We start from the raw sequence: 26,498 nt of genomic DNA on the forward strand, positions 1-26,498 counted from the left end.
GCCCCCGGCTCGCCCCCGCAGCCGTCAGCCGGGAAGCTCGGTGAGCGCCTGCTCGATGCGCTCCTGCGGCAGCGTGTAGTCCTCCAGCTGCCCGGCCAGGTGACGGTCGTACGCGCCCATGTCGAAGTGCCCATGGCCGCACAGCGCCGTCAGGATGACCTTCTCCTCGCCGCTCTCCTTGCAGCGCAGCGCCTCGGCGATGGTCTCGGCCAGCGCGTGCGTGGGCTCCGGGGCGGGCACGATGCCCTCGGTCCTGGCGAAGCGGATGCCGGCCTCGAAACACTCGCGCTGCGAGCGGGTGACCGCCTCGAACAGGCCCAGCTCGTACACGTGCGACAGCAGCGGCGCCATCCCGTGGTAGCGCAGGCCGCCCGCGTGGATCGGGTCCGGCACGAACGAGTGACCCAGGGTGTGCATCTTGAGCAGCGGCGTCAGTCCGGCGGTGTCGCCGAAGTCGTAGGCGTACACGCCGCGGGTGAACGACGGGCAGGCCGCCGGCTCGACCGCGCGGAACACCGTCTTGATCTTTCCGGCCAGCTTGTCGCGCAGGAACGGGAAGGCGAGCCCGGCGAAGTTCGAGCCGCCGCCGGTGCAGCCGATGACCAGGTCCGGCATCTCGGGGAGCTGGGCGAGTGCCTCCTCCCCGATGACCGTCTGGTGCATGAGCACGTGGTTGAGCACCGAGCCGAGCGCGTACCGGGCGTCGGGCGTAGCCGCGGCCACCTCGACGGCCTCGCTGATGGCCATGCCCAGGCTGCCCGGGGAGTCCGGGTCGTCGGCCAGGGCCTTGCTGCCCGCTCCTGTGATGGGGGAGGGGCTCGCGTGCACCGTGGCGCCGTACACCCGCATGAGCGAGCGCCGGTACGGCTTCTGGTCGTACGACGCCCGTACCATCCAGATCTGGCATTCCAACCCGAACTGGGCGCACGCGAACGCCAGGGCCGACCCCCACTGCCCCGCGCCCGTCTCGGTGGTGAGCAGCCGCACGCCCTCTTTCGCGTTGTAGTACGCCTGCGGCACGGCCGTGTTCGGCTTGTGGGACCCGGCGGGGGAGACGCCCTCGTACTTGTAGTAGATCCTGGCGGGCGTGCCCAGGGCCTTCTCCAGCCGGTGGGCCCGGATGAGCGGCGTCGGCCGCCACAGGCGGTAGACGTCCAGCACCTCCTGCGGGATCGGGATGTACCGCTCGGTGCTCACCTCCTGCCCGATCAGCTCCATCGGGAAGAGCGGCGCGAGGTCGTCGGGGCCTATGGGCTGCCGGGTGGCCGGGTGCAGCGGCGGAGGCGGCGGTGCCGGCAGATCGGGAACGATGTTGTACCAGTTGCTGGTCATCATCGCTTCAGTCTGCGCCCGTCGCCCGCCCCGTTCCAGCCAGACGTGCCGAACCGTCGGCGGGTCGGCACGGCGGGCCGGCCCTGTCCGTCAGCGGACCAGCACGGCGGGCCGGTCCGGATGGTCCGCCCGCACCACCACGTCGGCCGTCTCCGCGGGCCGCACCTCGCGCTCGTACCGCTCGTACGCCGGCAACCGCCACCGCTCGTCCTCAGGCGTCCCCCGCTCCAGCGCGCCCCTGGACAACCACATGTGCACGCTCAGGTCGAACCCCAGCCACCGCCCCAGCAGCAGCGTCCCGTCCACCAGCACCACCCCGCCCGGCGGCACCTCCTCGTACGGCACCCGGTACGCCCGGTCCACCCCGCTGTCCCACAACGCCGGCAACACCCGCCCCGATCCGCCGGGATCGAGCGGATCCAGCACCTCCCGCGCCAGCGCCTTGGCGTCGAGCCAGTCGTCGTAGAAGACGTCGGGATCGGTCCGGCCGTACTCCAGCCGCAGCGACGCGGGCCGCAGGAAGTCACCCGCGGACACCCGCAACGCCGCCCGCCCGCGCAGCCGCAGGGGCGCCACGAGCGCGTCGGCCAGCTCACCCGGCCGAGCGGCGGGCGCACCGTCGACGGCCACCCGCGTCCACGCCCCGGACGGCCGCGCGGAGATCAGCTCGGCCAGCTCCTCGACGAGAGCCTCACGGGAGATCGGTCGCGCACGCATCACCCCCAGCTTACGGGCGATCTTGGGAGGGCTTTGCGCCGCCATGGCGCTCACCAGCCTTCCAAGGCCGAAGGCCGAGCCAACGATCAGCCAGAGCCGCGCGGGATGGCCGCCGGCCACGCTCCACTGGGCTGCCCATGATCGGGCGGCGTTCCGACATGAAGCCACGCACGGCGGGGCAGTCACGCCGGGACGTATGCACATGAGCGGCACCGATCAACGGACAAGATCGGATAACAGTAAGGCCCAGGCTCGGAATCATCTCCCTGACCTGGGCCTTCGTGCGTGGAGCGGACGACGGGAATCGAACCCGCGTAGCTAGTTTGGAAGACTAGGGCTCTACCATTGAGCTACGTCCGCGCGAACCGGTCGAACTCTGGTTTAGACTTCATCCGGTCGTCAGAGCGTAAGCGTACCGGAGACGCGGAGCGCTTGCGTACTCGACGATACGGGGCGTGGCGCAGCTTGGCAGCGCGCTTGCTTTGGGAGCAAGAAGTCGCAGGTTCAAATCCTGTCGCCCCGACCAGGCCAGAGGCCCCTCCCGATCCGGGAGGGGCCTTCTGGTGCCGCCGCCCTACGGGTCCTCTGACCTGGAGGCCCAGAGGTGGGACGGGCGAAAGGCTGCCGACGAAGGCCGGTGGTTTGTCCAGCATGTGCGGGCTGGCTGCTACGGACATTGTGGTGGAACGGCGTCGCAGGGAAGGCGCATAAGTCCACGTCGGCCGCGCTTGGACGGCGTGGGATGTCCAGCTTCATGCTTCCCCGTCGAAGCGCCTCCATCGGAATCCATGCGCGCCCAGCGGCGTCAGCAGCTCCCGCTTCAGCGCGGCGAAGGCGACGACGGCTTCGGTCTCGTCACTGCTGATTTGCGCGAGCAGGCCCGGCGCCACAAAGAACTTTTCGGCGGTGTAAGTCGGCATGAACGGGTTCAAGGGCACGGGACGCAGCATGTCCCACAACGTGTCAAGGCGCTCGGTCGGCATGCAGTAGCTCCATGCCTGGTAGGGCGCGGCATTCATGGCTCCGAAGAGTGTGAACTGCAGGAGGAAGCGACTCAGCGGCTCCTCCTCAAGGGAGGTTTCCGGATCTGATCCATCAGGGTCTTCGGTGTGCCACACGCGGGGGTCGGCTGCGCTCGGTCCTTCTAACGGCCACGGGATCGACCAGTCCATGGAGGCCCCGTTCCACATGGCGAAGACCAGCCGGTCGCCGAGCGGTCCGGTAGCGCGTCGGGGCTGTTCCAGCACTGGGTCGTGAAATCTGTGGAGTACTGGGCGTACGCGGGCCAAGCGATGGAAGGCCGCCAGTGCCTCCGGCACGTCGGCTAGATCGTCCGCCATGCTCTCCTCCTCCACCGGTTCCGACGCTTCGGCGGGGAACCAGCCAAGGACGAGCTCCTCCAGAGCCCGGATCGCATCCGTGCCCACATGGTCAACCCAGCCGATACCCGGCACAGGCCAGGTTGCCGCTTCGGTGATCACGGGCGGATGCGGCATGCGGTGGCCCCACTATGTGCGTTCTGGATCACGATGGCTCTCCACGAGTTGGCAGGTCGACTGGCGTCAACGGTGGTGTTTTGTGTAGCACAGGCGATCACTAGCGCTCATCGAGACGAAGATCAGATCATATAGTGCCCGCACTGTGCCGAACATGCGTCGGCGGGTGAAGGCTCACAAGATGTCCCAGCGGTCCCCACTGTCCCAACGCCCTTGTTGACCAGCGCAAAGGCGAGCGATCTACAGGGACACAGCGGAATGGCGGCTGTCCCGGCTGTCTCTGTGAGAATCGTCCAGCTCTTGCTGCCTCCCGTCGTGAACGACAAGATCACCCCGTGGCTGACTACGAGCAGGTGGCCGATGTCTTAGGGAACACCACCTGGATCACCTGGTGTACGGGCTCCACCCTGGACGATGTCCTCGCCCTCTACGGCGGAGGCTGGAACCTGCCGATGACGGCCACATTTGGCGAGGCTGATGAGGTCGCCCATCTTGGCATCGAGGAGGGGATACCGGTCCTCTTCGCTGGTGCGCTCGGCCATGGGGTCGTTCTTATGGAACCAGGGCTGCCTTGCGTGGGAACCGACGAGCGGATTCGCCTCTCCTCGGCAGGTGTGTGCCTGGACGTCGGCTGGAGTGACTTCGGTCCACCGCACGTCACGTACAGGGAGAAGGGGCACGTCGTGGTGGCCTTCGAGGGCATCGCGTGGGAGTACGACGCCACGCCCGACCAGGAGACGGTGGAGCGCTGGATGAGCACCACCCCCGGCGGATTGGAAGGGTGGCAGAACAATTACGGCACGGCGTCGCTGATGACGGTGGAGGCCATCATGGGCGCGCCCATGGATGAGCAGTGGCTGGCGCGAGAACACACCTGCATAACGGGTAGAAGGTCTGGTTCGGAGCGTCCTCGTGCACGCTCGGTGAGCCTGGGAGAGCTGCTGAAACATGTTGCAGCGCCTGTCCCGCGCGAAGGACGGCCTGAAACGACGGGCGAAGCTTCGAACAGCCCTGGTAGCGGTCACCCGCCTGCTTGACGTTCTGCTCGACAATCGCGGTGAATGATCTCGAACGCAGGCGTACGTCGGCGGAGGCGAGGGAAAGGCTGGGCAGGGGCTGAACGCCAGTGAATCCTCGCTGATGCCTCGTCAAGCGAACGCCCTGCGACGGGATGCTGCACAGGGTGGCAGGAGCCTGGCGCCCCGTAGCCACGCCCTTGATAGGCCAGGCCAATCCAAGACCCGGTTCCCACGGTCCTGGCGATGGTGAAGTCGATGGCCACAAGTTCTGCAGACCCAGGGCGACGTGTATCGCGTCAGAACCTCACCCCACGTGCGGGAGTTTGACGCCCCACAGGCGATGGGGACGGACAGAAATGGCGTGTGCGTCCAAAACAGAGAGTGGGGCGGCGCAGTTCAGCCGGTGCCGGGATTCCAGGTGACTGTCTCCAGATTGCTTAAGTCGTCCACGGCGACGCGGTCCTCGCGGGCCAAGGCCTGAATCATGGTCGCGGCCTCGTCGCGCGTGACGTACCGGCCTCGGGAACGGTGGTGGGTGGGCTCGGGCGTCTCCAGCCAGAGCCTCGGCTCGCCGGGCCCTTGCCACCTCATCTGAACGACGCCTTCCGACCTTCCGACAAAGACCAGGTAATTGCCATCGATGGGTGCTAGCGCGTCCAGCCACCCCAGGCACTCCTCCAGAGAAGCGGGGTGGTGGCCGTGGTGGCGGCGCATCATCAGCATGTGCTCGGGCGGCCGCCGCACCTCCAAGGCAGCAGGATCGAAGTCGGCGCCGCCGAACAACGGGCCGAAAATAGCCCAGGCCGAAAGCCGGGGGATGTCTACATCGATGACCTCGGCCTTACCTGAAATCTGGAGCGTCCCGCGCAGCCGATCCCACTCGCGATGCAGCCGCAGATCGTGGCCGCGTGTGTCCATGACCGACAGCCGGACATCGTCCGGCAGGACGGGCAGATCCTGCTCCAACACCATCCTCGCCTTCACCAGCGCCGACTTCGAACTGCTGCGGCTGTGACGGTTGTGCCGATACACGCCGCCTTTGCCATCGTCCAGGCGCCGCACGTCGGCCCTCGACGACGGCTCGCGGGTCCAGTCGTGGTGCCGGACGGCCAAGTTCTTGCCGATCACACCCGGCCAGAAGGCCTCGTACTCCTCGCCATCAACGGCCTCAGAGCGATGCACCGGGATGACCTGCATCCCGCGGTCCGCAAACGGCGTGTTCTTGAAGAAGGGGCTGTGCCCGGGACCGAGCAGAACGGCCCGGTCCAGTGCGAACCCCGAAACCTCTATCGGGCGCAGCCGAACGATCGAACCGAGGTCATCGGCGTCCGCCAGATCGTCCACGGCGTCCAGCAGTGCGCCCGCGACATCGTCGCGGTAGCCCTTGTTGGCATGGATCACCAGGACCCGATCGCCGCGGATCTGGTGCACGAAAACCCCTACCCAACTGCTCTCCATCAAGACGTCGTGGTGGCCGACCCGCGCGGGCACCGCGGGACCAGGGCGGCCTTCCTGGATCAGCTCTGCGAGAGGAACACCATCAACCATGCGAGACAACCTAAGCGCGTATCCAGAAGTTCTGCGCGTAACAGGATGTGAGATCGCCGGGACAGGCAGGTATTGACAGGGGCTTCGCCGGGGCTTGGATCGAGGTTGCTCAGACCGTCTTTCCTGCCCCGGCGAGGTCGTGGTCAGTATGCTCCCGACGCCGCGATCGAGCACCTGCAGACGGAGGTACGCGGCCGCTGGCGGCAGGCGATGCGGGCAGTGATGGTGCTGTTGTCGCTGCACGGACTGTCGGTTGCGCAGATCGCTGACCTGCTCGGCTGCGACCCGGGCGTGAGTTGCACACCCGGCGGGGCGGCAGCAGTGGCCCGGCGGCGGCGCCGATGGGGCTTTTCGCTTCTACTCATCCGAGGACACCAATCCTGAGCGGTAGGCATGGATCGCGGCTTGGACACGAGTGCGCACGCCGATCTTAGACAGGACACGCGACACGTGGATCTTGACCGTGCCGGCGGCGATGCGCAGCTCCCCGGCGATCTCGGCGTTGGACCGGCCCAACGCGACCAGGCGGAGGACCTCCGTTTCCCGGATCGTCAGCTCCCGGCCATGGCCTCGCACCGGTGGGGTGGCGAAGCGGCGCACGAGCCTGCGGGTGACCTGCGGGTCGATCAGTCCCTGACCGCGGTGAGCCGCGCGTATCGCTGCCCGATAGAGGTCGGGGTCGCCGTCCTTGAGCAGGAAGCCCACGGCGCCCGCTTCGAGTGCCCCGAAGAGGTATTCGTCGGTGTCGAACGTGGTCAGCGCGATGATCGGCCTATCCGGCGCCCGCGCCGTCAGCCGCCGGATCGCCGTGATCCCGTCCGTGCCCGGCATCCGCAGGTCCGTGAGGATCACGTCCGGCTGGTGCTCGCGCGCCATGCTGATCAGCTCGGCCCCGTCACGCGCGGCACCGAGGAAGGCGATGTCGGGCTCATGGCTGAGCAACTGCCGCAGGCCCTCGCGGGCGAGATGCTGGTCGTCGGCGATCAGCAGCCGGATCACGGGACCACCTGCCGGGCCGGATGACTGTACGCAGAGGACATCGTGGAAGGGCCGGGTTCTGCACCGCCGGCCGTCACCGCTGATCTGTGCTCGTCACGCGCATGCGGAGGGAGCACGGGCAGGCTGACGCGCACCCGCCAGCCCGCCCTGCCGTGCCGGCCGATGTGGCAGTGCCCTCCGAGCGCCGCCACACGCTCGCGCATGCCCGCCAGGCCATGCCCACCGCGGTGCCCACCGCGGTGCCCACCGCGGTGCCCACCGCGGTGGCCACCGCTCAGAACACCGTCGCCGGCCGCTTCGCCGCCGGCCGACGGCCGGGGCGGGCCTGGGTCGTCGATGGTGACGACGACCCGGCTGCTCACCGCACGGACCGTGACCGAGGCCAGCGCGGCCGTGGAGTGCCGCGCCACATTGGTCAGCGCCTCCTGCACGATCCGGTAGGCGCAGGCCGCCGTCTCGGGGTGGACGGTGCTGTCAAGGCGAGGGTCGACCTCCAGGGCGACGGCCAATTCCGGCCCGCCACTGCGTTCCGCCAGCGCGGGCAAGTCGGCGAGGCCTCCGCTGTAAGCGTGGTCCTCGCGGTCCGATCGCACCAAGGTCGCCAGCAGTGCCCGAATCTCGGCCAGCGCCTCGGCCGACAGACCGGCGATCCCGGCCAGCGCGCGGTCGGCCTCGCAGTCGTGACCGGTCAGCGCCCGCCTGGCACCGACCGCCTGCAGCCTGATCGCGCTGAGGTGATGCCCGACGACGTCATGAACCTCCCGGGCGATCCGCGCGGCCTCCTGCGAGCGTGCCTGCTCCTCCCGGGCACGCTGTAGCCGCGCGGCCTGCACGGCGCGGTCGGCCCGCAGCCGCAGCGCGTACCCGACGGCGACCGGCGCCGCGCCCGCCGCCGCATAGACGGACACGGTAGCGAGGTCCGGCACAGACATGCCCCCGAGGCCTGCCGCCACCGCCCAGACGACCGAGCCGATCAGGAGTACCGAGCGCAGCCGATGGCGGTGGTAGGCCGCCGAGGCGACGATCAGGCCCAGGACCCAGATCCCGGCGTCGCGCTCCAGCGCGAGGCCGAGCGCGAGCATCACCATCGCGGACGCAACTACTGCCGTCAGCGGCAGCCGCCTGCGCAGCGCCAGCGGCGCGCAGGCGGCCAGAATCGGCGGCGCCCACGCCGCCGCGCCCACATCGGTAATCTCGGCAGGCTGACCGCGCCACCATTCGTCCAGTGCCGACACTGCCAGCGCGATGATCGCCACGGCGCAGGCGAGCAGGGCGTCGCGGCCCATGAGCGGCATACGTCGCCAGACGCCGGTCAGAAAGGGGCGGAAAGCCGCTGGTCGTCTCACGCGCCCAGTATCACGCCGGCCTGGCGGGGCACGTGGTGCCGGGTGCGGGCACCTTGCCGTCGATCAGGTACCGGTCCACGTGGCCGATCACGCAGGGGTCGCCGGCGTTCAGGTACCGGCCATGGCCGATGCCGTCGTACTTGACCGTGACCGACCCGGGGACCTGGTCGGTGATGGCGCGGACAGAGGGGTACTCGTAGACCGGGCCTATGCCGAGCAGCGGCGGGAGCTTGCGGGCCGGCAGCGGCGCCGGCGGGTTGGCGGCCTTGGCCGCCCACGGCGAGCAGGCGAGCCAGGCATTCTCCCGCATGCCGGAGAAGTTCGGCGACACCTTGACCGAGCGCCGCACCGCCGCACGGTAGGCGTGGTAGCCGTCGTAGCGGAATCCGTCGGCGCAGTTCACCGCGAGCATGGCGGTCACCCGCGGCGGCAGGCCGCGGCCTTGCGGGTCGAAACCGGACGCGTCGCCCTTGGCGGCGCCCGTGATGGCCTTGGCCAGCGCGGGCCACTCCGCCGTGCTGTCGACCAGGCCGTAGGCCAGGAACTTCAGGTCGTCACCGTCGTAGCGGCGCTCACCGGCGGCCGCGGCGCCGGGCAAGGGACGACGCTCGGCCCGCCGCACAACGGCCTGCCAGGTCTTCTCCACGCCGGTCCCGCGCAGCGCGCAGTCGGAGGAGCCGGCGCACCAACGGACGAACCGCTGGAACCCCGCCTCCAAGCCCTTATATTGCAGTTGCTCCGACTTCGCGAGCGGGTCCACGTGGTCGGGTACGCTGTCCACCGCCATCGCGCGCAGCCGCTGCGGGAACAGCCGCGCGTAGGAGGCCCCGAGCACGCCGCCGTAGGAGTTTCCGAAGAAGGAAATCTTCTCCTCGCCCAGGGCAGCGCGGATCGCGTCCATGTCACGCGCCTGAGTGGCCGAGTCCAGGTTGGCGAACAACTCGGGCACGGCGTCCCGGCAGGGAGCGATCCCGGCGGCGTTCGCCTTGAGCGCCTGATCGTACTCGCGCCGGCTGTCCGGAGTGGCGAACACGGGACCGGCCGCGCAAGACTCCAGCGGGATGTGCTCACCGCTCACCCCGCCGCGCGGGTTCCAGGTGACGACGTCCATCCGGGTACGCAGACCGGCGAAGTGGGGCAGCGCGCGGGACAACTCCTGAACGCCGGCGCCACCGGGACCTCCGGGGCTGAACAAGACGGTGCCCGCGGCCGCACCGGTCGCCGGCGCCCTGCCCACAGTGAGGGTGATCGTCTTCCCGTCGGGTTTCGACCAGTCGATGGGAACGGCCAGCTTGGCGCACTGCAACTCGGCCGAGATCTTCCCCCCGCATGCCGACCATGTCAGGGGCGGCGTCAGCGCCCCGCTGGACGAGGCGGAGGCAGCTGGAGCGTACGCTCCCAGCGTCACCATCAGGGGCATGGCAAGCAAGACCGATCTTGGCCAGGTCATCGAATCCTCCAACAGGATGGTGCGGCGAGCGCCGCAGATGACCTCACAGACTAGGTATGCGAAGCTCCCGCCACATCTGCCACAAGACATACGTGCGACCCGCCACGCCGACGCGACAGCTTCGCCGCCATCCTGGCGCGGAGCAAGATCAAGATGAGTACTACGCCGCCTCGGCGAGGGTGATGAAGTCGATCTCGGACAGGTCCGGATCGAAGTCATCAGGCCGCAGCCGCAGCACGTCGGTGGCATACAGGCCGAACCTGCTGATGTGCGCGGTCAGGTAGGGCGATAGCCGACAGTCACGGGAGCCCTGCGTCAGTGCAATCTAGGGCTTCTTGTCGGGCAGGGCTGCGTACCACGTGTCGTCGTGTTCCGGTCCGGGCAGCCATGCCGGAGGATCGGCCAAGCCGAGCGCCTCCTCAGCCCAGGCCAGCATGTACGCGTCCGTGGCCGCACGCGGCCGGGGTGCCCGGACGACCCCGCCCAGCAGGATCCAGCCGCGGTCAGGGAAGAGAGCATACTGCTGGATGAGCAGGTTACTGGTGGTGTGCCAGCCGTCCTCTTCGATTTCCTTCCAGGGCAGCAGCCGCGTCTGCAGCAGGCTGGTGGCCCAGGCTCTCGCATGGTGAGAGCTCAGCGTCCGTGGAGCACGGCCGAGGAGGGTGCCCGCGATCATGGTCTCTCGGCAGAACCGCACGGCCTGGCGACCCGTGCCCGCCGGAACGGTCTGCCTACTGACAGGCGAGAAACCGGAGATCTGCGTGTCGGCATGCCGGACGTCAGCCACGGCAGTCAAGCCCTGCGCCGAGATGATGGAGACTTGGGTGTCGGCCGCGTGGGGATCCTCACCTGAGATCACGCCCTCAGGATAACGACACGCTGTTCTCGAGGTTCAGGAATCGGCGGACAGCCGTTATCGACGATACCGATCTTGCTGGGACGCTGAAATGGAACCGGACGCGGGGGGATAGCTGCTGGTCAGCGTCCCGCGAGTGCCGCGTAGGCGGTGGAGCAGCCAGGCGGCGCTTGGCGACGTAGTCGCGGACCATCCCGTACGACACCTCCACCGCGCCGTGTTCCTCCAGCAGCCGGTCGAAGATGTGCTTGGCGGTGTGCCGCTGCTTGGGGGCGCGTCCAGATCCACCCGCGGCATCGGGTCGCAGGTTCACATCCTGTCGCCCCGACCAGCACGACCAGTCATAAGGCCTTTTCCTTGGGGGGCCGTGGCCTTCTGAGTGACAAGCGGCGTCACTGCTGAGGTGCTGGTTCCACTCCCTGATCAGGCATGACCGGGTAGCTTCAGGACATGGTGGGTCATCGGGCGGCGCCCGTCATCCGGAAGGTCGACGCAGTCATGGTCCCGGTCCCGGACCTCGACAGCGGTCTCGGCTTCTACCGGGACGGTCTCGGCCACGAGCTGCTGTGGCGCAATTACGAGCTGGGGCAGGCGGGCCTCCGGCTGCCCGACACCGACACCGAGATCGTGCTGACCACCCGGCGCGGCCTCGTGCCGACCTGGCTGGTCACCTCGGTGGACGCCGCCGCCGCGCAGGTGGTCGAGGCGGGCGGTCGCATGGTCGGCGAGCCCGCGGACGTTCCCGTCGGCCGCCTGGCGGTGGTGGCCGACCCGTTCGGCAACGACCTGGTCCTGATCGATCTGTCGAAGGGAATGTACGTGACCGACGAATCCGGCGCGGTCACAGGCGTCCAGGACCCAGCCGGGTAAAACACGGAATCTCAGGCCCAGAAACCCGCGTCTCACCGTCCTTGGCAGCGCCCACCGGCACAACCGCCCGGCGCGACGAGGCCGTGGATGTCTGCGAGGAGACAGATATCCCGAAGGCCATCTCCGTGATCGGAAGTGGCCTGGCCGTCACAACAGCGAGAACTCGCCGGGGAGTCTCGGCAGGAACGCGACCTTGCGGGGGTCCGGCGCCTTGATCGACACCTTGCGGCCCCACCCGCTGCAACGGGTGTCCACGGCGATGAGCTTGCCCTCGATCTTCCTGTCCCAGGTGTCCAGCGCCCGGTACGCGCTCTGCAACCCGCTCACCAGGCCCGCCGGGGTGAGCGTGAGGGTGTAGGAGACCTCCGTGCGGGCGGCGATGGTGGTCGGCCACGAGCTGCGGAACCACCGCGAGTGCTCCACGAGCTCGCCGAACGTGATCGTGCCGGTGACCGTGTCGTCGGTCCGCTTCCCGTTCTTGATCAGAGCGGCCAAGGTCGCGGGCTCGGCCGCGTTGAGGACCTGCCCGTAGGAGTCGGACAACCCGCCACTGGGCATGTCGTCATACTTCATACCCTCCACCGGAGGACCTGCCGGGTCGCCATAGGAGACGTACGTCCTGCATTCGCGCTGGATGACGATGGTCCGTCCGTTCGGAGTCGATGGTGGTGGCCGTGATGTCCAAGGCCGCGACGCCCTTGCTGTCGAAGCGGCTCTTCTGCTGCCTCTCCTCGAGGCCGTCCACCACCGTGGCCGTCTCGGTGAAGCGCACGCCGTGCCCGGCCACCGGCTTGGTCGTGAGCGCGCGGACCGGGTCCTCGGGCGCCGCATGAGCTGGAACGGCACCGACCGCCAGGACGGCACAGGCCGCCAAGGCAGTCATCGTCTTCTTCATGGTCGGTAGCCGCAGGCGCGAGGTCAGGCTCTCGTGGCGATGGGCCGTGACCCCAGGTCCTGTCCCGTACGGACGAAGGCGCGGACGAGCGGCGTCTCGCACTCCGCGCGCCAGACCAGCGCCCATTCCGTACGCGGAGCGTCATGGATGGGCAGTAGGGCGATGTCCGGGTGGGTGTAGTAGCGGGCGACGTGAGCGTTGACCGGGCTGACGATCTGCCCGGCGGCGACGAGCACGAGTAGTTCGTGGAAGGTGCGAGCCCGCGGGCCGCGCGGGATGGGCCCGCCGCTGGGGGTGAATGCGGGGATCATGGCCTCGGCCCAGTAGACCGGCGCCGCCGGCCCCGGATCGAGAACCGGCCGGCCGGCCAGGTCCTCCATGGACACCGACGTACGGCCGGCGAGGTCGGAGGTCTCGGCGATCGCGAGCACGCGCCCCTCCGTCAGGACCACGGGCCCGACGGCGAGGTCGGCCTCCCTGACCGGCAGCCACATGAGCTACATGTCGACCTCGCCGGAGCGCAGCGCGGCGAGCGGCTCGCTGAAGTGGTACTCGGAGATCTGGACCGCGCAGTCGGGGTGACGGGCGCCGAACTCGTCGATCACCGGGCGCAGCTCATTGCCCAGCGCTCCCATCACGCCAAGCCGCAGGGTGCCCTGGACGCCCTGCGCGGTGCCGGCCGCGCGGGCCAGGCCGCTGTGGACGAGGTCGTAGGCCTGTCGCAGATCGTCGTGCAGGCGGCTGCCGATGGCAGTGAGGCGTACGGTACGGCTGTTCCGCTCGAACAGCGGGGCTCCGATGCGCCGCTCCTGCTTCTTGATGGACTGGCTGACGCGGGCCTGGGTGATGTGGAGCCTTTCCGCGGTACGGCCGAAGTGAAGTTCCTCCGCAAGCGTGAGGAAGATCTCGATGTCCCGCAGCTCCATTTCGACCTTTCAATCCATAAGTGTGACGTTATGGGATGTTATCGGAGCTGTCGTTGATCGCCTGATGGGCGGAGCGGAAGGCTGTCCCTGACCAGCTGTGATTCACCTGAGGGGAAGCTCTTGCGGTCGTTCGCGGATGACGATGCCGCGCTGCGGCTCACCGGCCTGTCCAAGGCCTTCGGCGCCTCGCTCGCGGCGGACAGGATCGATCTGGAGGTGCCGCGGGGCGCGTTCCTGGGGCTGGTGGGGCAGAACGGCGCGGGCAAGACCACCACCTTGTGCGGTCGGGCTTCTGCGGCCCGACGCCGGATCCGCTCACGTCTTCGGCATCGACGTGTGGGAGGAGCCCGCCGCCGCCAAGGCGCTGATCGGGGTGCTGCCGGACGGCCTGGCCATGCCGGAGCGGCTGACCGGCCGCGAGGTGCTGACCTACCTCGGCCTGCTGCGCGGCCTCCCCGAGAGCACGGTCGGCCGGCGTGCCGAGGACCTGCTGAGCGTGCTCGAGCTGGACCGGGCGGAGAAGACGCTGGTGATCGAGTACTCGACCGGCATGCGCAAGAAGATCGGCCTGGCCGCGGCTCTGCTGCACGCGCCGCGGCTGCTGGTGCTGGACGAGCCGTTCGAGGCGGTGGACCCGGTTTCGGCGGCGACGATCAAGACGATCCTGCGCGGCTTCGTCGCGGGAGGCGGCTCGATCGTGCTGTCCAGCCATGTCATGGCGCTGGTGGAACAGCTGTGCGACCACGTGGCCGTGATCGACGGGGGCCGGGTGGCCGCCGCCGGCACGCTGGAGGAGATCCGGGAAGGCCGGAGCCTGGAAGAGCGCTTCGTGCGGCTGGTGAACGCCGAGGGTGGCGGCGTGAAGGAGCTGGCGTGGCTGTCGCGCTGACCCTGGCCCGGATGAAGATCGCGGTGCTGCGGCACTCGCACAAGGGCGCGTGGGGCTCGATGACCTCCACGGGTGTCTTCTTGGGGCTGCTGTTCTCGGGCGGGACGCTCTACCTGGCCGCGACGGCCGACGCCGAGCTGCTCGCCGGGGTCTACGCGGTATGGATGATGGGCTGGATCCTGGGTCCGGTGGTCATGGGCGGCGGCGACGAGACCCTCAAGCCCGAGCATTTCGCCCTTCTCGGCCTCAAGTCGCATCGCCTGGCGACCGGCCTGCTGGTGGCGGCGTTCGTCGGGCTGGCCCCGCTGATCAGCCTGACCGCTCTGCTCGGGCTGGCGGTGGCCGGCGTACGGCATGCGGGACCGGCCGGCGTGTTGCCGGCCGTGCCCGCGATCGTGCTGCAGCTGGCCCTGTTCGTGCTGCTGTCGAAGGTCGCCGTGGGCGTGCTCGGCCTGGCGTTGCGCTCCCGCCTGGGGGCGGTCGGCGCGGGCGTGGTCAACGGGGCCGTGCTGGCAGGGGGCAGCCAGATCTGGGTGTTCCTCGCGCTGTTCGACCAGAGCGGGGTGCCGGAGGCGGTCTGGTACCTGCCTTCCGGCTGGGGCCTGCTCGCGGTCAGGGGCGACCTCGCCGCGCTCGCCGGTCTCGCCGTACTCGATCTGCTGTTGCTGGCGGCCTGGGCCGCGCTCCTGGCCAGGAGCGCGGGCGCACCGCGCACGTCGGGCCGCCCGCGCCGGCCGATCAGGGCGGCGAGCGCCAACGGCGCGGTCGTCGCCAAGGAGCTGCGTACCTGGTCCCGCGATCTGGCGCGCAACCACCAGCTGGTCTTCGCCCTGTCCTTCGCCGTCTGCTTCGGCGCCAGCCCGCTGCTCATCGGCTGGGACGGCATGCTGCCGTCCGCCGGGCCGATCTTCGTCGTGATGGCCGCCGGGCTGACCTCCAACCTGTACGGCACCGACGGCACCGCGCTGTGGCTCACCATGCTGACGCCGGGCGCGACCGACGTACGCGGCCGGCAACGAGCCTGGCTGGCCGTGATCGCCCCGGTAGCGGGCGTGGTCACCGTCGGGAGCACCGCCGTCGCCGGCGGGCAGTGGCCGCTCGTGCTCGCGTTGCTGCCCGCCCTGCTGGGCGGCGCCGCGGGGCTGGTGCCGTTGCTGTCGGTGTACGGGCTGGTGCCGGGGACCGACCCGCACAAGCGCAGCGGCAACCCGCTGCGCGTCAGCGACGACAACGGCGGCCTGACCGGGCTCGCCTACCTCATGCTGGCGCTCGTCGTGGTGACCGGCGTGCCCGCCGGCCTCGCGGCCCTCCGGTACGGCTGGGCCGGCGTCGCGGTCGGCCTGGCGACGGGCGCCCTGTGCTACTGGGGCCTCGGTCTCATGGCCGAACGACGGCTGCGCGGCCAGGGCCCCGAACTGCTGCACGCCATGCGCACCGGCCGCCGTACGGGGAAGGCCGCGGCCTCCAGACTCGCCGCCCTGCCCAAACCCCAGCAGGCCATCGCCTGGGTGGGCTTCGGCTTCGGCTCGATCCCGCTGTTCCCGCAGGGGATCGTGGCCTCGATCTTCATCGTCAACGACATCGAGCGCCACAGCTGGTTCCTGGCCACGTACATGAGCCCGAGCCTGCGCTGGCCCGTGGTGATCGCCATGGTCCTGCTCGGCCTGACCATGTACGGCATGGCCCTCTATCAGGTCAGTCGAGCGTCGCCCCGCCGAGCTTGAGCGGTGCCTCGGTACGGGGTGTACCTAGGTACACCCCGTCCGGGCAGCCAGGTCGATTCTCCCCGGCCGCGTCCCTCCTTAGCGTCGGAGGCAACGGAAGGGGAGAAGAATGACCACACGCGTGGGGAACATCGCCCTGTGGGTCCTCCAGGTCGTCGTGGCGGGATTTTTCGTGATGTCCGCCATGGCCAAGTTCACGAACGCCGAGCCGTCCGCCTCCACGTTCGAGGCGATCGGGCTGGGCGACTGGTTCCGTCACCTGACGGGCGCGCTCGAGGTGGCCGGCGCAGCAGGACTGCTGGTGCCGCCACTGGCGGGGGTGGCCGGACTGGCGCTCGCCGTGCTGATGGTCTGCGCGACGCTGACCGAGCTCTTCGTCTCCGGGGGAGCGGCGGTCATGCCGTTGTCCCTGCTCGTGCTCTGCGCCGTCATCGCGTGGGGCCGCCGCGCGGCCACGGCCCGCCTCCGGACGCGGATCGCCGGATAGACGGCGCTTCGTCCGGTATAGGGTCTGGCGACGTGACCGACACCCGAGTACCCCCGGCCTACCTCGGCGACGAACTGACCATGCTGAACAACTGGCTCGAATGGCACCGCGCGACCCTGGCCGTCAAGTGCGCGGGCCTGTCGGACGAGCAGCTGCGCGAGCGTTCCGCGCCGCCCTCGGACATGTCTCTCCTGGGCCTGGTCAGGCACATGGCCCATGTCGAACGCATGTGGTTCCGCCGCGTGCTCGACGGCGAGGACATCCCCAAGTTGTGGGACAAGGACCGCGACAACGACAACGACTTCAAGGAGGTCGACACCGCGTCGGTGCCGGAGGCCTTCGACACCTGGCGGCGGGAGATCGAGCACGCCCGCCGCATCTCGGCCGCCAAGCCGCTGGACGCCGTCGGCGACCGCAACGGCGACGACTGCTCGCACCGCTGGGTTCTCGTGCACATGATCGAGGAGTACGCTCGCCACAACGGTCACGCCGACCTGCTACGCGAGCGTATCGACGGCGTCACGGGCGAATGACGCCCTGAAACGGGGGCTCAGGAGCCGGCGTGGAAGAGCGCCCAGACGGCCTTGCCGCCGCGGGCCAGCGGGTCCCAGCCCCAGCACTGGCTGTAGGTTTCGACGATGTAAAGGCCGCGGCCGTTCTCGGAGATGAAGTCGGGCTCCTTGCGCCGCGGCACCTCGTCGCTCGGGTCCGCCACGGCCAGCAGCACGTGCGGCGCGACCCGCATGAGCAACAGCTGGATCTCGCGGCGGCCGCCGGCGTACATCGCGTACCTGACCGCGTTCGTCACGAGCTCCGACACCACGAGCGCGGCGTCGTCGCTGAGGTCGTGCAGACCCCAGCCGCGCAGCGTCGAGCGGGTCACGTCCCTGGCGGTCTTCACCGAGTCGGCCTGGAAGGGCAGCGGACACGAGGTCGTGTACGGCTTGCCGCCCTGGAGGAGATGGTCGAATCCCACCTCGCGGGTGATCTGCAGGCAATCGGCAGTGGCCAGAGGATCCTCCACCATGCCGCCGATACCTCCCGATTCAACCTTGGTTAGTGCATGTTTGGCCCAATATGCACTAGGCCATCATGGGTCACGAGTCGCCGTCGCTGCAAGACCCAAATGCACGTGCATGTGCAGTGTGCAGGAGCAAGCACTGTTTTTGCCCATTAGTCCCTGAATCGGACACCAGGTTGAGACCTTGTCATACCCGGCAATGTGGTGTCACTGTGTGTGCGGACCTTGATAGGAGGCAAAGTGACGCAGAACCAGCCGGGTTCCGGGCCGACGGCGCTGCGCATCCTCCTGGGCTCCCAGCTGCGCAAGCTCAGGGAAGCGAAGAACGTCACTCGTGAGGAGGCGGGCCACCTCATCCGGGGGTCCGAATCCAAGATCAGCCGCATGGAGCTGGGCCGGGTGGGGTTCAAGGAACGTGACGTCGAGGACCTGCTGACCCTGTACGGAGTGGTGGATCAGCAGGCTCGCGCCGCGGTGCTGGACCTGGTCGCCACCGCCAACGAACCCGGCTGGTGGCACCGGTTCAACGACGTCCTGCCCACGTGGTTCCAGGCGTACGTCGGCCTTGAGGAGGCCGCCGCCAGGATCAGGACCTACGAGGTCCAGTTCGTGCCAGGACTGTTGCAGACCAAGGAGTACGCACGGGCTGTGGTGACCGCAGGGGCGGCGGGCATCGGAGCCGAGGAGATCGCCAGAAGGGTGGATCTCCGCCTGGAGCGCCAGAGGATCTTCGACCGGCCGGACGGGCCGGTGTTCTGGGCGGTGATCGACGAGGCCGCGCTGCGCCGGCCGATCGGTGGAGTCGAGGTGATGCGGGCCCAGCTCGAGCACCTCATCGACCTCATGCGCCAGCACAACATCACGATCCAGATCATGCCGTTCAGCTACGGCGGGCACAGCGCCGAGGGCGGGGCGTTCAGCATCCTGAGATTCCCCGACGCCGACCTGCCCGACGTGGTGTACGTCGAGCAGCTGGCCAGCGCGCTCTACCTGGACAAGCGTGAGGACGTGGACCGATACAGCGAGGTGATGGAGCGGCTGTGCGCCGTGAGCACCACTCCTGACGAGACGATCGAGCTGCTGCGGACGATCGCCGACGAGTTCTGAGGGCGGCGAGCGTCGTTGTTGGGTGTGCATCTGCCCTAGACTGGCCATGGCGTTGGATCCCGCCATGGCGGAGCATGCCCAACACCGCTCATGTGGGCGCGGCGCGTGGGCCGTACCGATGGACGCGCCCGCGATCACTCGTAGCTTGATCAAGGAGACCATTCCGTGAAGACCGCTGTCGAGGAGCTCAGCCCGACCCGGGTCAAGCTCACTGTCGAGGTGCCGTTCGAAGAGCTGCGCCCCAGCATGGATGCGGCGTACAAGAAGGTCGCGCAGCAGGTGCGCGTCCCCGGGTTCCGGCCTGGCAAGGTTCCGGCCCGCATCATCGAGCAGCGCTTCGGCCGGGCGGTGGTGCTGGAGGAGACCCTCAACGACGCGGTGCCCAAGCTGTACGGCCAGGCCGTCGACGAGGTCGACGTGTTCCCGGTCAGCCAGCCTGACATCGAGGTCACGAAGATCGACGACGGCGAGCAGATCGAGTTCACCGCCGAGGTCGACATCCGTCCCAACTTCGAGCTGCCCGACTACCAGGGCCTCGAGGTCACGGTCGACTCCGCCGAGGTCTCCGACGAAGACGTCGACGCCCAGCTCGACGCGCTGCGCCAGCGCTTCGCCACGCTGACCGGCGTCGAGCGGCCCGCCGCCAACGGCGACTTCGTCGTGATGGACCTGCGCGCCGAGATCGACGGCCAGAACATCGAGGAGCAGCAGGCCAGCGAGGTCTCCTACGAGGTCGGCGCCGGCTCCGTGCTGCAGGGCCTCGACGCCGCGCTCGAGGGCATGTCCGCGGGCGAGGAGAAGGGCTTCAAGACCGAGCTCGTCGGCGGCGAGAACGCCGGCGAGGAGGCCGACGTGATCATCAACGTCAAGTCGGTCAAGGAGAAGGTCCTGCCGGAGCTCGACGACGAGTTCGCCCAGCTCGCGAGCGAGTTCGACACGCTCGACGAGCTCAAGGCCAGCATCAGCGAGCAGGTCCGCCGCAACAAGGTGATCGACCAGGTCGTCCAGGCCCGCGAGAAGGCGCTCGACGCGGTGCTCGAGCAGATCGACATCCCGCTGCCCGACAGCGCGCTCAAGGCCGAGATCGACGCCCGCAAGCACAACCTCGACCACCAGATCGCCGAGAGCGGCCTGAGCCGCGAGGCCTTCTTCCGTCTCTACCAGACGACGGAGGAGGAGCGCTTCGCCGAGTTCGAGACCACCTCCGCCCGGGCGATCAAGGTCGGCTTCGTGCTCGACAAGGTCGTCAAGGCCGAGGAGCTCGGCGTCTCGGAGCAGGAGCTGACCAACTTCGTGGTCCGCCGCGCCATGGAGATGGGCGTCCAGCCCAACGAGCTGGCCCAGCACCTCGCCGACAACGACCAGCTCACGCTCGCCATGGTCGAGATCGTCCGTGACAAGGCCAAGGCCGTCCTGGGCGACGCCGCCAAGGTCGTCGACGCCGACGGCAACGAGGTCGACCTCAAGGCCATCTACACCGAGCTCAACGGTGGCGAGGCCCCTGAGGAAGAGCCCGCCGACGAGGACGACAAGCCCGAGGCGTAACGGTTTTCATCCGAGCCGACGTAAAGCCCCCGAACCGACCGGTCCGGGGGCTTACGCGTTCCCGGGGCGCCGTACGCGGCTCTCAGCGGCCTCGTGGTGGCCTGCGGACCAACGGAGGGTTACCGGGCAGGGATGCGCGCGTCCACCTCTCTCGGGCCGCCCAGAGCGTCCTCTTCCCCCCGGCCAGGTACGAAAGCGACGCGACATGGCAAGCCCCCGAGGCGCTGCGACATGCGCCGTCAGCGAACAGTCCCGGCGACCGGGCATGAGCTATGGGCAGCGCGCGTTAAGGTCACAAGCAAAGCCAATCGATTACGACGCATCGGAAGGTGACGCTGTGACCAGCCCGCCGACCTTCTATCAGCCTGAGTCTCGAGGCCGTGAGAACGGCTCCGCCTTCCGGCTTGAAGACCAGCTCTACCAGCGCCTGCTCCGCGAGCGGATCATCGTGCTCGGGCAGGAGGTCAACGACGAGATCGCCAACCGGATCTGCGCCGAGCTGCTGCTGCTGGCGGCCGACGACCCCGACCGCGACATCTCGCTCTACATCAACTCACCGGGGGGCTCGGTGAGTGCCGGCATGGCGATTTACGACATGATGGAATACGTGCCGAACGACGTATCGACCGTGGTGATGGGGATGGCGGCCTCGATGGGGCAGTTCCTGCTCACCGCGGGGGCCAAGGGCAAGCGTTACGCTCTGCCGCACGCCCGCGTCATGATGCACCAGCCGTCGGGTGGCATCGGCGGCACGGCGGCCGACATCGCCATCCAGGCCGAGCAGATGCTCTACGTGAAGAAGACGCTCGCCGAGCGGATCGCCTTCCACACGGGGCAGCCGCTGGACCAGATCGAGGCCGACTCCGACCGCGACCGGTGGTTCACGGCCGAGGAGGCCAAGGACTACGGCTTCATCGACCACGTCGTCCGCAGTGCGCGCCAGGTGCCCTCGCACGGCCCGGTTTCCTAAGGGGGAGCTACTGTGAACATCCAAAGCCGCTACGTGCTCCCGCAGTTCACCGAGCGCACGTCCACCGGGTCCAAGACGATGGACCCGTACACCAAGTTGTTCGAGGACCGCATCATCTTCCTCGGCGTGCAGATCGACGACGCCTCGGCGAACGACGTCATGTCGCAGCTGCTGACGCTTGAGTCGCTCGACCCCGACCGCGACATAAGCATCTACATCAACTCGCCCGGTGGTTCCTTCACCGCCATGACGGCGATCTACGACACGATGCAGTTCGTCCGGCCGGAGATCCAGACCGTCTGCCTCGGCCAGGCCGCCTCCGCGGCGGCCGTGCTGCTGGCCGGCGGCACCCCGGGCAAGCGCTTCGCGCTGCCCAACGCCCGGGTGCTGATCCACCAGCCGTCCACCGAGGGCGGCGGCCAGGGAAGTGACATCGAGATCCAGGCCCGCGAGATCCTCCGCATGCGCACGCTGCTGGAAGACATCGTGGCCCGGCACACCGGTAAGTCCTCCGCCGAAGTCCGCAAGGACATCGAACGCGACAAAATTCTCAACGCGGACGAGGCGAAGGCGTATGGTCTGATCGATGACATCATCCCGTCCAGGAAGAAACGAGCTCAGGCCGTGGCTTCCTAGACGAGACGTGACGCACCGGAGCGCTGCCCTATAGGGCACGTTCCGGTGCGACTCGCCGCTAGGGGGCTCACTGAGGGCCCAGAAGACGGTAACGTCGAAACCTGAGCGGTTCGGCCTAGTCCGGAGGATGTCCGGAGACACTGCTCTCGGCAGCAGGGCGGTCCCACGCAAAGGAGTATCTGGGGTGGCACGCATCGGCGACGGGGGAGACCTGCTGAAGTGCTCGTTCTGCGGAAAGAGCCAGAAGCAAGTCAAGAAGCTCATTGCCGGTCCAGGCGTCTACATCTGCGATGAGTGCATCGATCTCTGCAACGAGATCATCGAGGAGGAGCTGTCGGAGTCCTCCGAGCTCAAGTGGGACAACCTGCCCAAGCCCAGGGAGATCTACGAGTTCCTCGACGCCTACGTCATCGGTCAGGACAAGGCGAAGAAGGCTCTCTCGGTGGCGGTGTACAACCACTACAAGCGGGTGCAGTCGGGAGACCGGGGCAGAGACGACGGCCTTGAGCTGGCCAAGAGCAACATCCTGCTGCTCGGGCCCACGGGCTCGGGCAAGACGCTGCTGGCGCAGACCCTGGCGAAGATGCTCAACGTGCCCTTCGCCATCGCCGACGCCACCGCGCTCACCGAGGCGGGATACGTCGGCGAGGATGTCGAGAACATCCTGCTCAAGCTCATCCAGGCGGCCGACTACGACGTCAAGAAGGCCGAGACCGGCATCATCTACATCGACGAGGTCGACAAGATCGCTCGCAAGAGCGAAAACCCGTCGATCACACGCGACGTCTCCGGCGAAGGTGTGCAGCAGGCCCTGCTGAAGATCCTGGAGGGCACGACCGCGTCGGTGCCTCCGCAGGGCGGCCGTAAACACCCGCACCAGGAGTTCATCCAGATCGACACCACCAACGTGCTGTTCATCTGCGGTGGTGCGTTCGCCGGCCTTGAGCAGATCATCGAGTCGCGCATCGGCAAGAAGGGCATCGGCTTCAACGCCATCATCCGGTCGAAGGAAGAGGTCGACGCGGCCGACATCTTCTCCGACGTGATGCCCGAAGACCTGCTGAAGTTCGGGATGATCCCCGAGTTCGTCGGCCGTCTGCCGGTCATCACCTCGGTGCACAACCTCGACCGCGAGGCGCTCATCCAGATCCTCACCGAGCCGCGCAACGCCCTGGTCAAGCAGTACCGCAAGCTGCTCGAGCTCGACGGCGTGGAGCTGGAGTTCACCGACGGAGCCCTGGAGGCCATCGCCGACCAGGCGATCCTGCGCGGCACCGGCGCCCGCGGGTTGCGCGCCATCCTGGAGGAAGTGCTCCAGTCCGTCATGTACGAAGTGCCGTCCCGGCAAGACGTCGCCCGCGTGGTCATCACCCGCGAGTCGGTGATCGAGCACGCGATCCCGACGCTCGTCCCGCGCGACCAGCTCGCCGCCAAGCAGCAGCGCACTCCGCGCGAGAAGTCGGCCTGACCCGCCGCCGCCCGTCCGGCGGCATCCCGAGCGCCCCGCGGCAGCCCGCCGCGCGGGCGCTTCCGGTTTTCCGGGACACGCGCGGAGGCCGTACGGTGTTGGGGTTTCTCGCTCCGATACGGGATGCCGCGTACGGCGGCTCCCGGCTCGGGGCGTTTTCCGCTCGCCCTCGTCCTTAGAATTGGTCACTGTGACAACGCCAGAGCTGCCTACTCAATACACACCGGCCGACGTCGAGACCCGTAGCTACGAGCGCTGGGTATCCGAAGGCTACTTCCGCGCCGACCCGGGCAGCTCGCGCGAGCCGTACAGCATCGTCCTCCCGCCGCCCAACGTGACGGGTGTCCTGCACATCGGGCACGCGCTCGACCACTCCATCCAGGACGCGCTGACGCGCCGCGCCCGCATGCAGGGGCGCGAGACGCTCTGGTTGCCCGGCATGGACCACGCCGGCATCGCCACCCAGAACGTCGTCGAACGCGAGCTGGCCAAGGAGGGCAAGTCCCGGCACGACCTGGGGCGCGAGGCGTTCGTCGAGCGTGTCTGGGAGTGGAAGGAAGTGTCCGGTGGACGCATCCTCGGCCAGATGCGCAAGCTGGGCGACGGCGTCGACTGGTCGCGCGAGCGGTTCACGATGGACCAGGGGCTCTCGCGGGCCGTGCAGACCATCTTCAAGAAACTCTTCGACGACGGGCTGATCTACCGCGCCGAGCGCATCATCAACTGGTGCCCGCGCTGCCTGACCGCGCTGTCCGACATCGAGGTCGAGCACAGCGAGGACGAGGGTGAGCTCGTCTCGATCCGCTACTCCGACGACATCGTGGTGGCCACCACACGCGCCGAGACCATGCTCGGCGACACCGCTGTCGCCGTCCACCCGTCCGACGAGCGCTACGCCCACCTGGTCGGCACGATGGTGGAGGTGCCGCTGACCGGCCGCATGATCCCGGTGGTCGCCGACGAGCACGTCGATCCGGCGTTCGGCACCGGCGCGGTCAAGGTCACCCCGGCCCACGACCCCAACGACTTCGAGATCGGCCGCCGTCACTCGCTGCCGTCCCTCACGATCATGGACGAACGCGGCGTCATCATCGCGCACGGCCCGTTCCAGGGGCTCGACCGGTTCGAGGCCCGTCCCGCCGTGGTGGCGGCGTTGCGCGCCGAGGGACGCATCGTCGCCGAGAAGCGTCCCTACGTCCACTCGGTCGGTCACTGCTCGCGCTGCAAGACCGTGGTCGAGCCGCGGTTGTCGCTGCAGTGGTTCGTCAACGTCGGGCCGCTGGCTAAGGCGGCGGGTGACGCCGTCCGCGACGGGCGCACCCGCATCCACCCGCCGGAGATGGCCAAGCGCTACTTCGACTGGGTCGACGACATGCACGACTGGTGCATCTCCCGCCAGCTGTGGTGGGGCCACCGCATCCCGGTCTGGTACGGCCCGGGCGGCGAGGTCGTGTGCGTCGGCCCCGACGAGGAGCCGCCCGCCGGCTACACGCAGGACCCTGACGTCCTCGACACGTGGTTCTCCTCAGGCCTGTGGCCGTTCTCGACCATGGGCTGGCCCGACTCGACGCCCGAGCTCGCGCGCTTCTACCCGACCTCCGTGCTGGTCACCGGCTACGACATCCTGTTCTTCTGGGTCGCCCGGATGATGATGTTCGGCCTGTACGCCATGGACGGCGCGCCGCCGTTCCGCGTCGTCGCCCTGCACGGCATGGTCCGCGACCAGTACGGCAAGAAGATGTCGAAGTCGTTCGGCAACGTGGTCGACCCGCTCGACTGGGTCGAACGCTTCGGCGCCGACGCCACCCGCTTCACCCTGCTGCGCGGCGCCAACCCGGGCGCCGACGTCGCGGTGAGCGAGGAATGGGCGGCCGGCTCCCGCAACTTCTGCAACAAGATCTGGAACGCCACCAGATTCGCGTTGATGAACGGCGCCGCTGTCGGCTCCCTCGACGACGCCGAGCTGACCCCGGCCGATCGGTGGATCCTGTCGCGGCTGCAGACCGTCATCACGGCGGCCGACGCGGCCCTCGAGGAGTTCGAGTTCGCCAAGGCCTCCGATCTGCTCTACCACTTCGCGTGGGACGAGGTCTGCGACTGGTATCTCGAGCTGGCCAAGATCCAGCTTGGCGAGGGGCTGGAGCACACGCGACTGGTGCTCGGCCACGTGCTCGACGCGCTGCTGCGGCTGCTGCACCCGCTGGTGCCGTTCGTCACCGAGGAGTTGTGGCGGGCCGTCACCGGCAAGGAGTCGATCGTCGTGGCGGCCTGGCCGACGGCCGACGCCCGCTACACCGACCCGGCCGCGGAGGCGGAGATCGAGGCACTGCAGGAGCTGGTGACGGAAGTCCGCCGGTTCCGCTCGGATCAGGGGCTCAAGCCGGGCCAGAAGGTGGCCGCGCGGCTCGCCCTGGCCGGCACGCCGCTGTCCGGCCAGGAGACGGCGATCCGGTCGCTGTTGCGGCTGACGGAGCCGTCCGGGTCGTTCAACGCCACGGCGCGGCTCACGGTGGGCGGAGTCACGGTCGAGATCGACACCGCCGGCGCCATCGACGTCGCCGCCGAACGCAAGCGGCTGGAGAAGGACCTGGCCGCCGCGCGCAAGGAGGCCTCCCAGGTGGCGGCCAAGCTGGGCAACGAGCAGTTCATGGCCAAGGCGCCGCAGGACGTCGTGGACAAGGTCCGCAGCCGTGCCGAGCAGGCGTCCGCCGACATCGCGCGGCTGGAGGCCCAGCTCGCCGGGCTGGGTGTTTGAACCGTACGCAAACGGGGGAGGTCTATTTGTTACCGAAGATGGGCCTTCCCCGTCGCAGAGGCTGCTAGAGTTTTCTGCGCAGGGCCGGTTGGCTCTGACAAACCCCTTCTGATGAGCCCCGGCTTTTGGGCGGCCCCAGCCACGCGGTTGGACAAGCGCCGAAAGTTAGAGTAAGTTAGCAGGGTTGTCTCCGAGCGGGGCAAGTCCGGAAGCTCCCGGATCGGGCGGTTTGACAAGAATCGTCACGATAGGGTAGACTGAAGGAAATGAAATGTGAGCGCCTCGCGCACCGGGTTCAAGGATTCTGGTGCGGATGTACGCGTCCGTTTCTTGAGAACTCAACAGTGTGTTAAAAGCCAGTGCATGATTTTCATGCAACACCTCGTCAAAGAGATTGTTTGACGGTTTTGCTTGGACGAAGTTTCCAAACATCATTTGGAGA

General features: G+C 68.4%; 23 protein-coding genes, 2 tRNA genes and 3 pseudogenes. 14 read left to right on the forward strand and 14 right to left on the reverse strand.

The window, feature by feature from the left end:
- Positions 1–24: 24 nt before the first annotated feature.
- The 3 genes from E1286_RS19755 to E1286_RS19765 form a co-directional block, all read right to left on the reverse strand.
- Positions 25–1,335 (reverse strand): TrpB-like pyridoxal phosphate-dependent enzyme, encoded by a 1,311-nt coding sequence (locus E1286_RS19755; RefSeq protein ID WP_132614604.1) that lies wholly within the window; start codon positions 1,333–1,335, stop codon positions 25–27.
- Between the two features lie 87 nt (positions 1,336–1,422).
- Complete coding sequence (locus tag E1286_RS19760) at positions 1,423–2,049, reverse strand: nucleoside/nucleotide kinase family protein (protein ID WP_132614606.1); 627 nt, start codon at positions 2,047–2,049, stop codon at positions 1,423–1,425.
- 286 nt (positions 2,050–2,335) lie between these two features.
- Positions 2,336–2,409, reverse strand: a tRNA-Gly gene (locus E1286_RS19765).
- Positions 2,410–2,498: 89 nt separating this feature from the next.
- Between E1286_RS19765 and E1286_RS19770 the strand changes: the two genes are divergently transcribed.
- Positions 2,499–2,575: transfer RNA gene (locus tag E1286_RS19770), tRNA-Pro, on the forward strand.
- A 226-nt stretch (positions 2,576–2,801) separates the two neighbouring features.
- Here the strand turns inward: E1286_RS19770 and E1286_RS19775 are convergent.
- Positions 2,802–3,530, reverse strand: a complete 729-nt coding sequence (locus E1286_RS19775; protein WP_132614608.1) for a hypothetical protein — start codon at positions 3,528–3,530, stop codon at positions 2,802–2,804.
- A gap of 350 nt (positions 3,531–3,880) precedes the next feature.
- Here E1286_RS19775 and E1286_RS19780 point away from each other — a divergent pair, with 350 nt between their 5' ends.
- Positions 3,881–4,582 carry a hypothetical protein gene (locus E1286_RS19780; RefSeq protein ID WP_132614610.1) on the forward strand — a complete coding sequence of 234 codons (702 nt, stop codon included), beginning with the start codon at positions 3,881–3,883 and terminating at the stop codon, positions 4,580–4,582.
- A gap of 378 nt (positions 4,583–4,960) precedes the next feature.
- Here E1286_RS19780 and E1286_RS19785 read toward each other — a convergent pair whose 3' ends face one another.
- Positions 4,961–6,112, reverse strand: coding sequence for a hypothetical protein (locus tag E1286_RS19785; protein ID WP_132614612.1), 1,152 nt, complete (start codon positions 6,110–6,112; stop codon positions 4,961–4,963).
- A gap of 165 nt (positions 6,113–6,277) precedes the next feature.
- Here E1286_RS19785 and E1286_RS51745 point away from each other — a divergent pair.
- Positions 6,278–6,403, forward strand: a pseudogene (locus E1286_RS51745) (helix-turn-helix domain-containing protein); the annotation flags it as partial.
- A 66-nt stretch (positions 6,404–6,469) separates the two neighbouring features.
- On the opposite strand, the gene E1286_RS19790 reads toward E1286_RS51745, so the two are convergent.
- From E1286_RS19790 to E1286_RS19805, 4 genes are all read right to left on the reverse strand, one after another.
- Complete coding sequence (locus E1286_RS19790) at positions 6,470–7,111, reverse strand: response regulator (RefSeq protein ID WP_132614614.1); 642 nt, start codon at positions 7,109–7,111, stop codon at positions 6,470–6,472.
- Complete coding sequence (locus tag E1286_RS19795; protein ID WP_132614616.1) at positions 7,108–8,397, reverse strand: sensor histidine kinase; 1,290 nt, start codon at positions 8,395–8,397, stop codon at positions 7,108–7,110. The genes E1286_RS19790 and E1286_RS19795 overlap by 4 nt, the downstream gene beginning before the upstream one ends.
- Positions 8,398–8,467: 70 nt before the next feature.
- A complete protein-coding gene (locus E1286_RS19800) occupies positions 8,468–9,868 on the reverse strand; it encodes an alpha/beta fold hydrolase (protein ID WP_165969808.1) in 1,401 nt (466 codons plus the stop codon).
- Between the two features lie 364 nt (positions 9,869–10,232).
- Positions 10,233–10,766 carry a hypothetical protein gene (locus E1286_RS19805; protein WP_132614620.1) on the reverse strand — a complete coding sequence of 178 codons (534 nt, stop codon included), beginning with the start codon at positions 10,764–10,766 and terminating at the stop codon, positions 10,233–10,235.
- Positions 10,767–11,261: 495 nt separating this feature from the next.
- Here E1286_RS19805 and E1286_RS19810 point away from each other — a divergent pair, with 495 nt between their 5' ends.
- Positions 11,262–11,633, forward strand: a complete 372-nt coding sequence (locus E1286_RS19810; RefSeq protein WP_132614622.1) for a VOC family protein — start codon at positions 11,262–11,264, stop codon at positions 11,631–11,633.
- A 147-nt stretch (positions 11,634–11,780) separates the two neighbouring features.
- Here E1286_RS19810 and E1286_RS19815 read toward each other — a convergent pair whose 3' ends face one another.
- The 3 genes and pseudogenes from E1286_RS19815 to E1286_RS19825 all read right to left on the reverse strand — a co-directional run bounded on the left by E1286_RS19815 (position 11,781) and on the right by E1286_RS19825 (position 13,454).
- A complete protein-coding gene (locus E1286_RS19815; RefSeq protein ID WP_132614624.1) occupies positions 11,781–12,206 on the reverse strand; it encodes a hypothetical protein in 426 nt (141 codons plus the stop codon).
- Complete coding sequence (locus E1286_RS19820; protein ID WP_132614626.1) at positions 12,196–12,528, reverse strand: hypothetical protein; 333 nt, start codon at positions 12,526–12,528, stop codon at positions 12,196–12,198. The genes E1286_RS19815 and E1286_RS19820 overlap by 11 nt, the downstream gene beginning before the upstream one ends.
- A 23-nt stretch (positions 12,529–12,551) precedes the next feature.
- Positions 12,552–13,454, reverse strand: a pseudogene (locus E1286_RS19825) (LysR family transcriptional regulator).
- A gap of 120 nt (positions 13,455–13,574) precedes the next feature.
- On the opposite strand from E1286_RS19825, the pseudogene E1286_RS19830 reads away from it, so the two are divergent.
- The 4 genes and pseudogenes from E1286_RS19830 (at position 13,575) to E1286_RS19845 (ending at position 17,087) form a co-directional block, all read left to right on the forward strand.
- A pseudogene (locus E1286_RS19830) lies at positions 13,575–14,343 on the forward strand (ABC transporter ATP-binding protein).
- Positions 14,328–16,067 carry a hypothetical protein gene (locus E1286_RS19835; protein ID WP_132614628.1) on the forward strand — a complete coding sequence of 580 codons (1,740 nt, stop codon included), beginning with the start codon at positions 14,328–14,330 and terminating at the stop codon, positions 16,065–16,067. Before E1286_RS19830 ends, E1286_RS19835 begins: the two are co-directional and overlap by 16 nt.
- A gap of 109 nt (positions 16,068–16,176) precedes the next feature.
- A complete protein-coding gene (locus E1286_RS19840; RefSeq protein WP_132614630.1) occupies positions 16,177–16,554 on the forward strand; it encodes a DoxX family protein in 378 nt (125 codons plus the stop codon).
- Positions 16,555–16,586: 32 nt separating this feature from the next.
- On the forward strand, positions 16,587–17,087 hold the full coding sequence (locus E1286_RS19845) for a DinB family protein (RefSeq protein WP_246074992.1): 501 nt from the start codon (positions 16,587–16,589) through the stop codon (positions 17,085–17,087).
- A 17-nt stretch (positions 17,088–17,104) separates the two neighbouring features.
- Here E1286_RS19845 and E1286_RS19850 read toward each other — a convergent pair whose 3' ends face one another.
- A complete protein-coding gene (locus tag E1286_RS19850) occupies positions 17,105–17,581 on the reverse strand; it encodes an ATP-binding protein (protein ID WP_132614632.1) in 477 nt (158 codons plus the stop codon).
- Positions 17,582–17,815: 234 nt separating this feature from the next.
- On the opposite strand from E1286_RS19850, the gene E1286_RS19855 reads away from it, so the two are divergent.
- The 6 genes from E1286_RS19855 (at position 17,816) to E1286_RS19880 (ending at position 26,056) form a co-directional block, all read left to right on the forward strand.
- Positions 17,816–18,682, forward strand: coding sequence for a helix-turn-helix domain-containing protein (locus tag E1286_RS19855; protein WP_132614634.1), 867 nt, complete (start codon positions 17,816–17,818; stop codon positions 18,680–18,682).
- Positions 18,683–18,847: 165 nt separating this feature from the next.
- Positions 18,848–20,227, forward strand: a complete 1,380-nt coding sequence (gene tig / locus E1286_RS19860; RefSeq protein WP_132614636.1) for a trigger factor — start codon at positions 18,848–18,850, stop codon at positions 20,225–20,227.
- Positions 20,228–20,564: 337 nt separating this feature from the next.
- Complete coding sequence (locus E1286_RS19865) at positions 20,565–21,197, forward strand: ATP-dependent Clp protease proteolytic subunit (protein ID WP_132614638.1); 633 nt, start codon at positions 20,565–20,567, stop codon at positions 21,195–21,197.
- Positions 21,198–21,209: 12 nt separating this feature from the next.
- Positions 21,210–21,833, forward strand: coding sequence for an ATP-dependent Clp protease proteolytic subunit (locus E1286_RS19870; protein WP_132614640.1), 624 nt, complete (start codon positions 21,210–21,212; stop codon positions 21,831–21,833).
- Between the two features lie 184 nt (positions 21,834–22,017).
- Positions 22,018–23,301, forward strand: a complete 1,284-nt coding sequence (clpX, locus tag E1286_RS19875; protein ID WP_132614642.1) for an ATP-dependent Clp protease ATP-binding subunit ClpX — start codon at positions 22,018–22,020, stop codon at positions 23,299–23,301.
- Positions 23,302–23,482: 181 nt separating this feature from the next.
- Positions 23,483–26,056 carry a valine--tRNA ligase gene (locus tag E1286_RS19880; RefSeq protein WP_132614644.1) on the forward strand — a complete coding sequence of 858 codons (2,574 nt, stop codon included), beginning with the start codon at positions 23,483–23,485 and terminating at the stop codon, positions 26,054–26,056.
- A gap of 165 nt (positions 26,057–26,221) precedes the next feature.
- On the opposite strand, the gene E1286_RS49280 is transcribed toward E1286_RS19880, so the two are convergent.
- A partial coding sequence (locus E1286_RS49280; protein WP_223190132.1) for a hypothetical protein occupies positions 26,222–26,498 on the reverse strand: 277 nt, incomplete at its 5' end.

Source organism: Nonomuraea terrae (assembly GCF_004348995.1).
GTDB lineage: Bacteria > Actinomycetota > Actinomycetes > Streptosporangiales > Streptosporangiaceae > Nonomuraea > Nonomuraea terrae.

What these genes read in the sequence shown, in the direction of transcription:
- E1286_RS19785 (WP_132614612.1), bottom strand. Translation starts at nt 6,112, where the DNA reads ATGGTTGATGGTGTTCCTCTCGCAGAGCTGATCCAGGAAGGCCGCCCT.
- E1286_RS19795 (WP_132614616.1), bottom strand. Translation starts at nt 8,397, where the DNA reads ATGGGCCGCGACGCCCTGCTCGCCTGCGCCGTGGCGATCATCGCGCTG.
- E1286_RS19755 (WP_132614604.1), bottom strand. Translation starts at nt 1,335, where the DNA reads ATGATGACCAGCAACTGGTACAACATCGTTCCCGATCTGCCGGCACCG.
- E1286_RS19840 (WP_132614630.1), top strand. Translation starts at nt 16,177, where the DNA reads ATGACCACACGCGTGGGGAACATCGCCCTGTGGGTCCTCCAGGTCGTC.
- E1286_RS19815 (WP_132614624.1), bottom strand. Translation starts at nt 12,206, where the DNA reads ATGAAGTATGACGACATGCCCAGTGGCGGGTTGTCCGACTCCTACGGG.
- E1286_RS19800 (WP_165969808.1), bottom strand. Translation starts at nt 9,868, where the DNA reads ATGGTGACGCTGGGAGCGTACGCTCCAGCTGCCTCCGCCTCGTCCAGC.
- E1286_RS19760 (WP_132614606.1), bottom strand. Translation starts at nt 2,049, where the DNA reads ATGCGTGCGCGACCGATCTCCCGTGAGGCTCTCGTCGAGGAGCTGGCC.
- E1286_RS19810 (WP_132614622.1), top strand. Translation starts at nt 11,262, where the DNA reads ATGGTCCCGGTCCCGGACCTCGACAGCGGTCTCGGCTTCTACCGGGAC.
- E1286_RS19850 (WP_132614632.1), bottom strand. Translation starts at nt 17,581, where the DNA reads ATGGTGGAGGATCCTCTGGCCACTGCCGATTGCCTGCAGATCACCCGC.
- E1286_RS19820 (WP_132614626.1), bottom strand. Translation starts at nt 12,528, where the DNA reads ATGAAGAAGACGATGACTGCCTTGGCGGCCTGTGCCGTCCTGGCGGTC.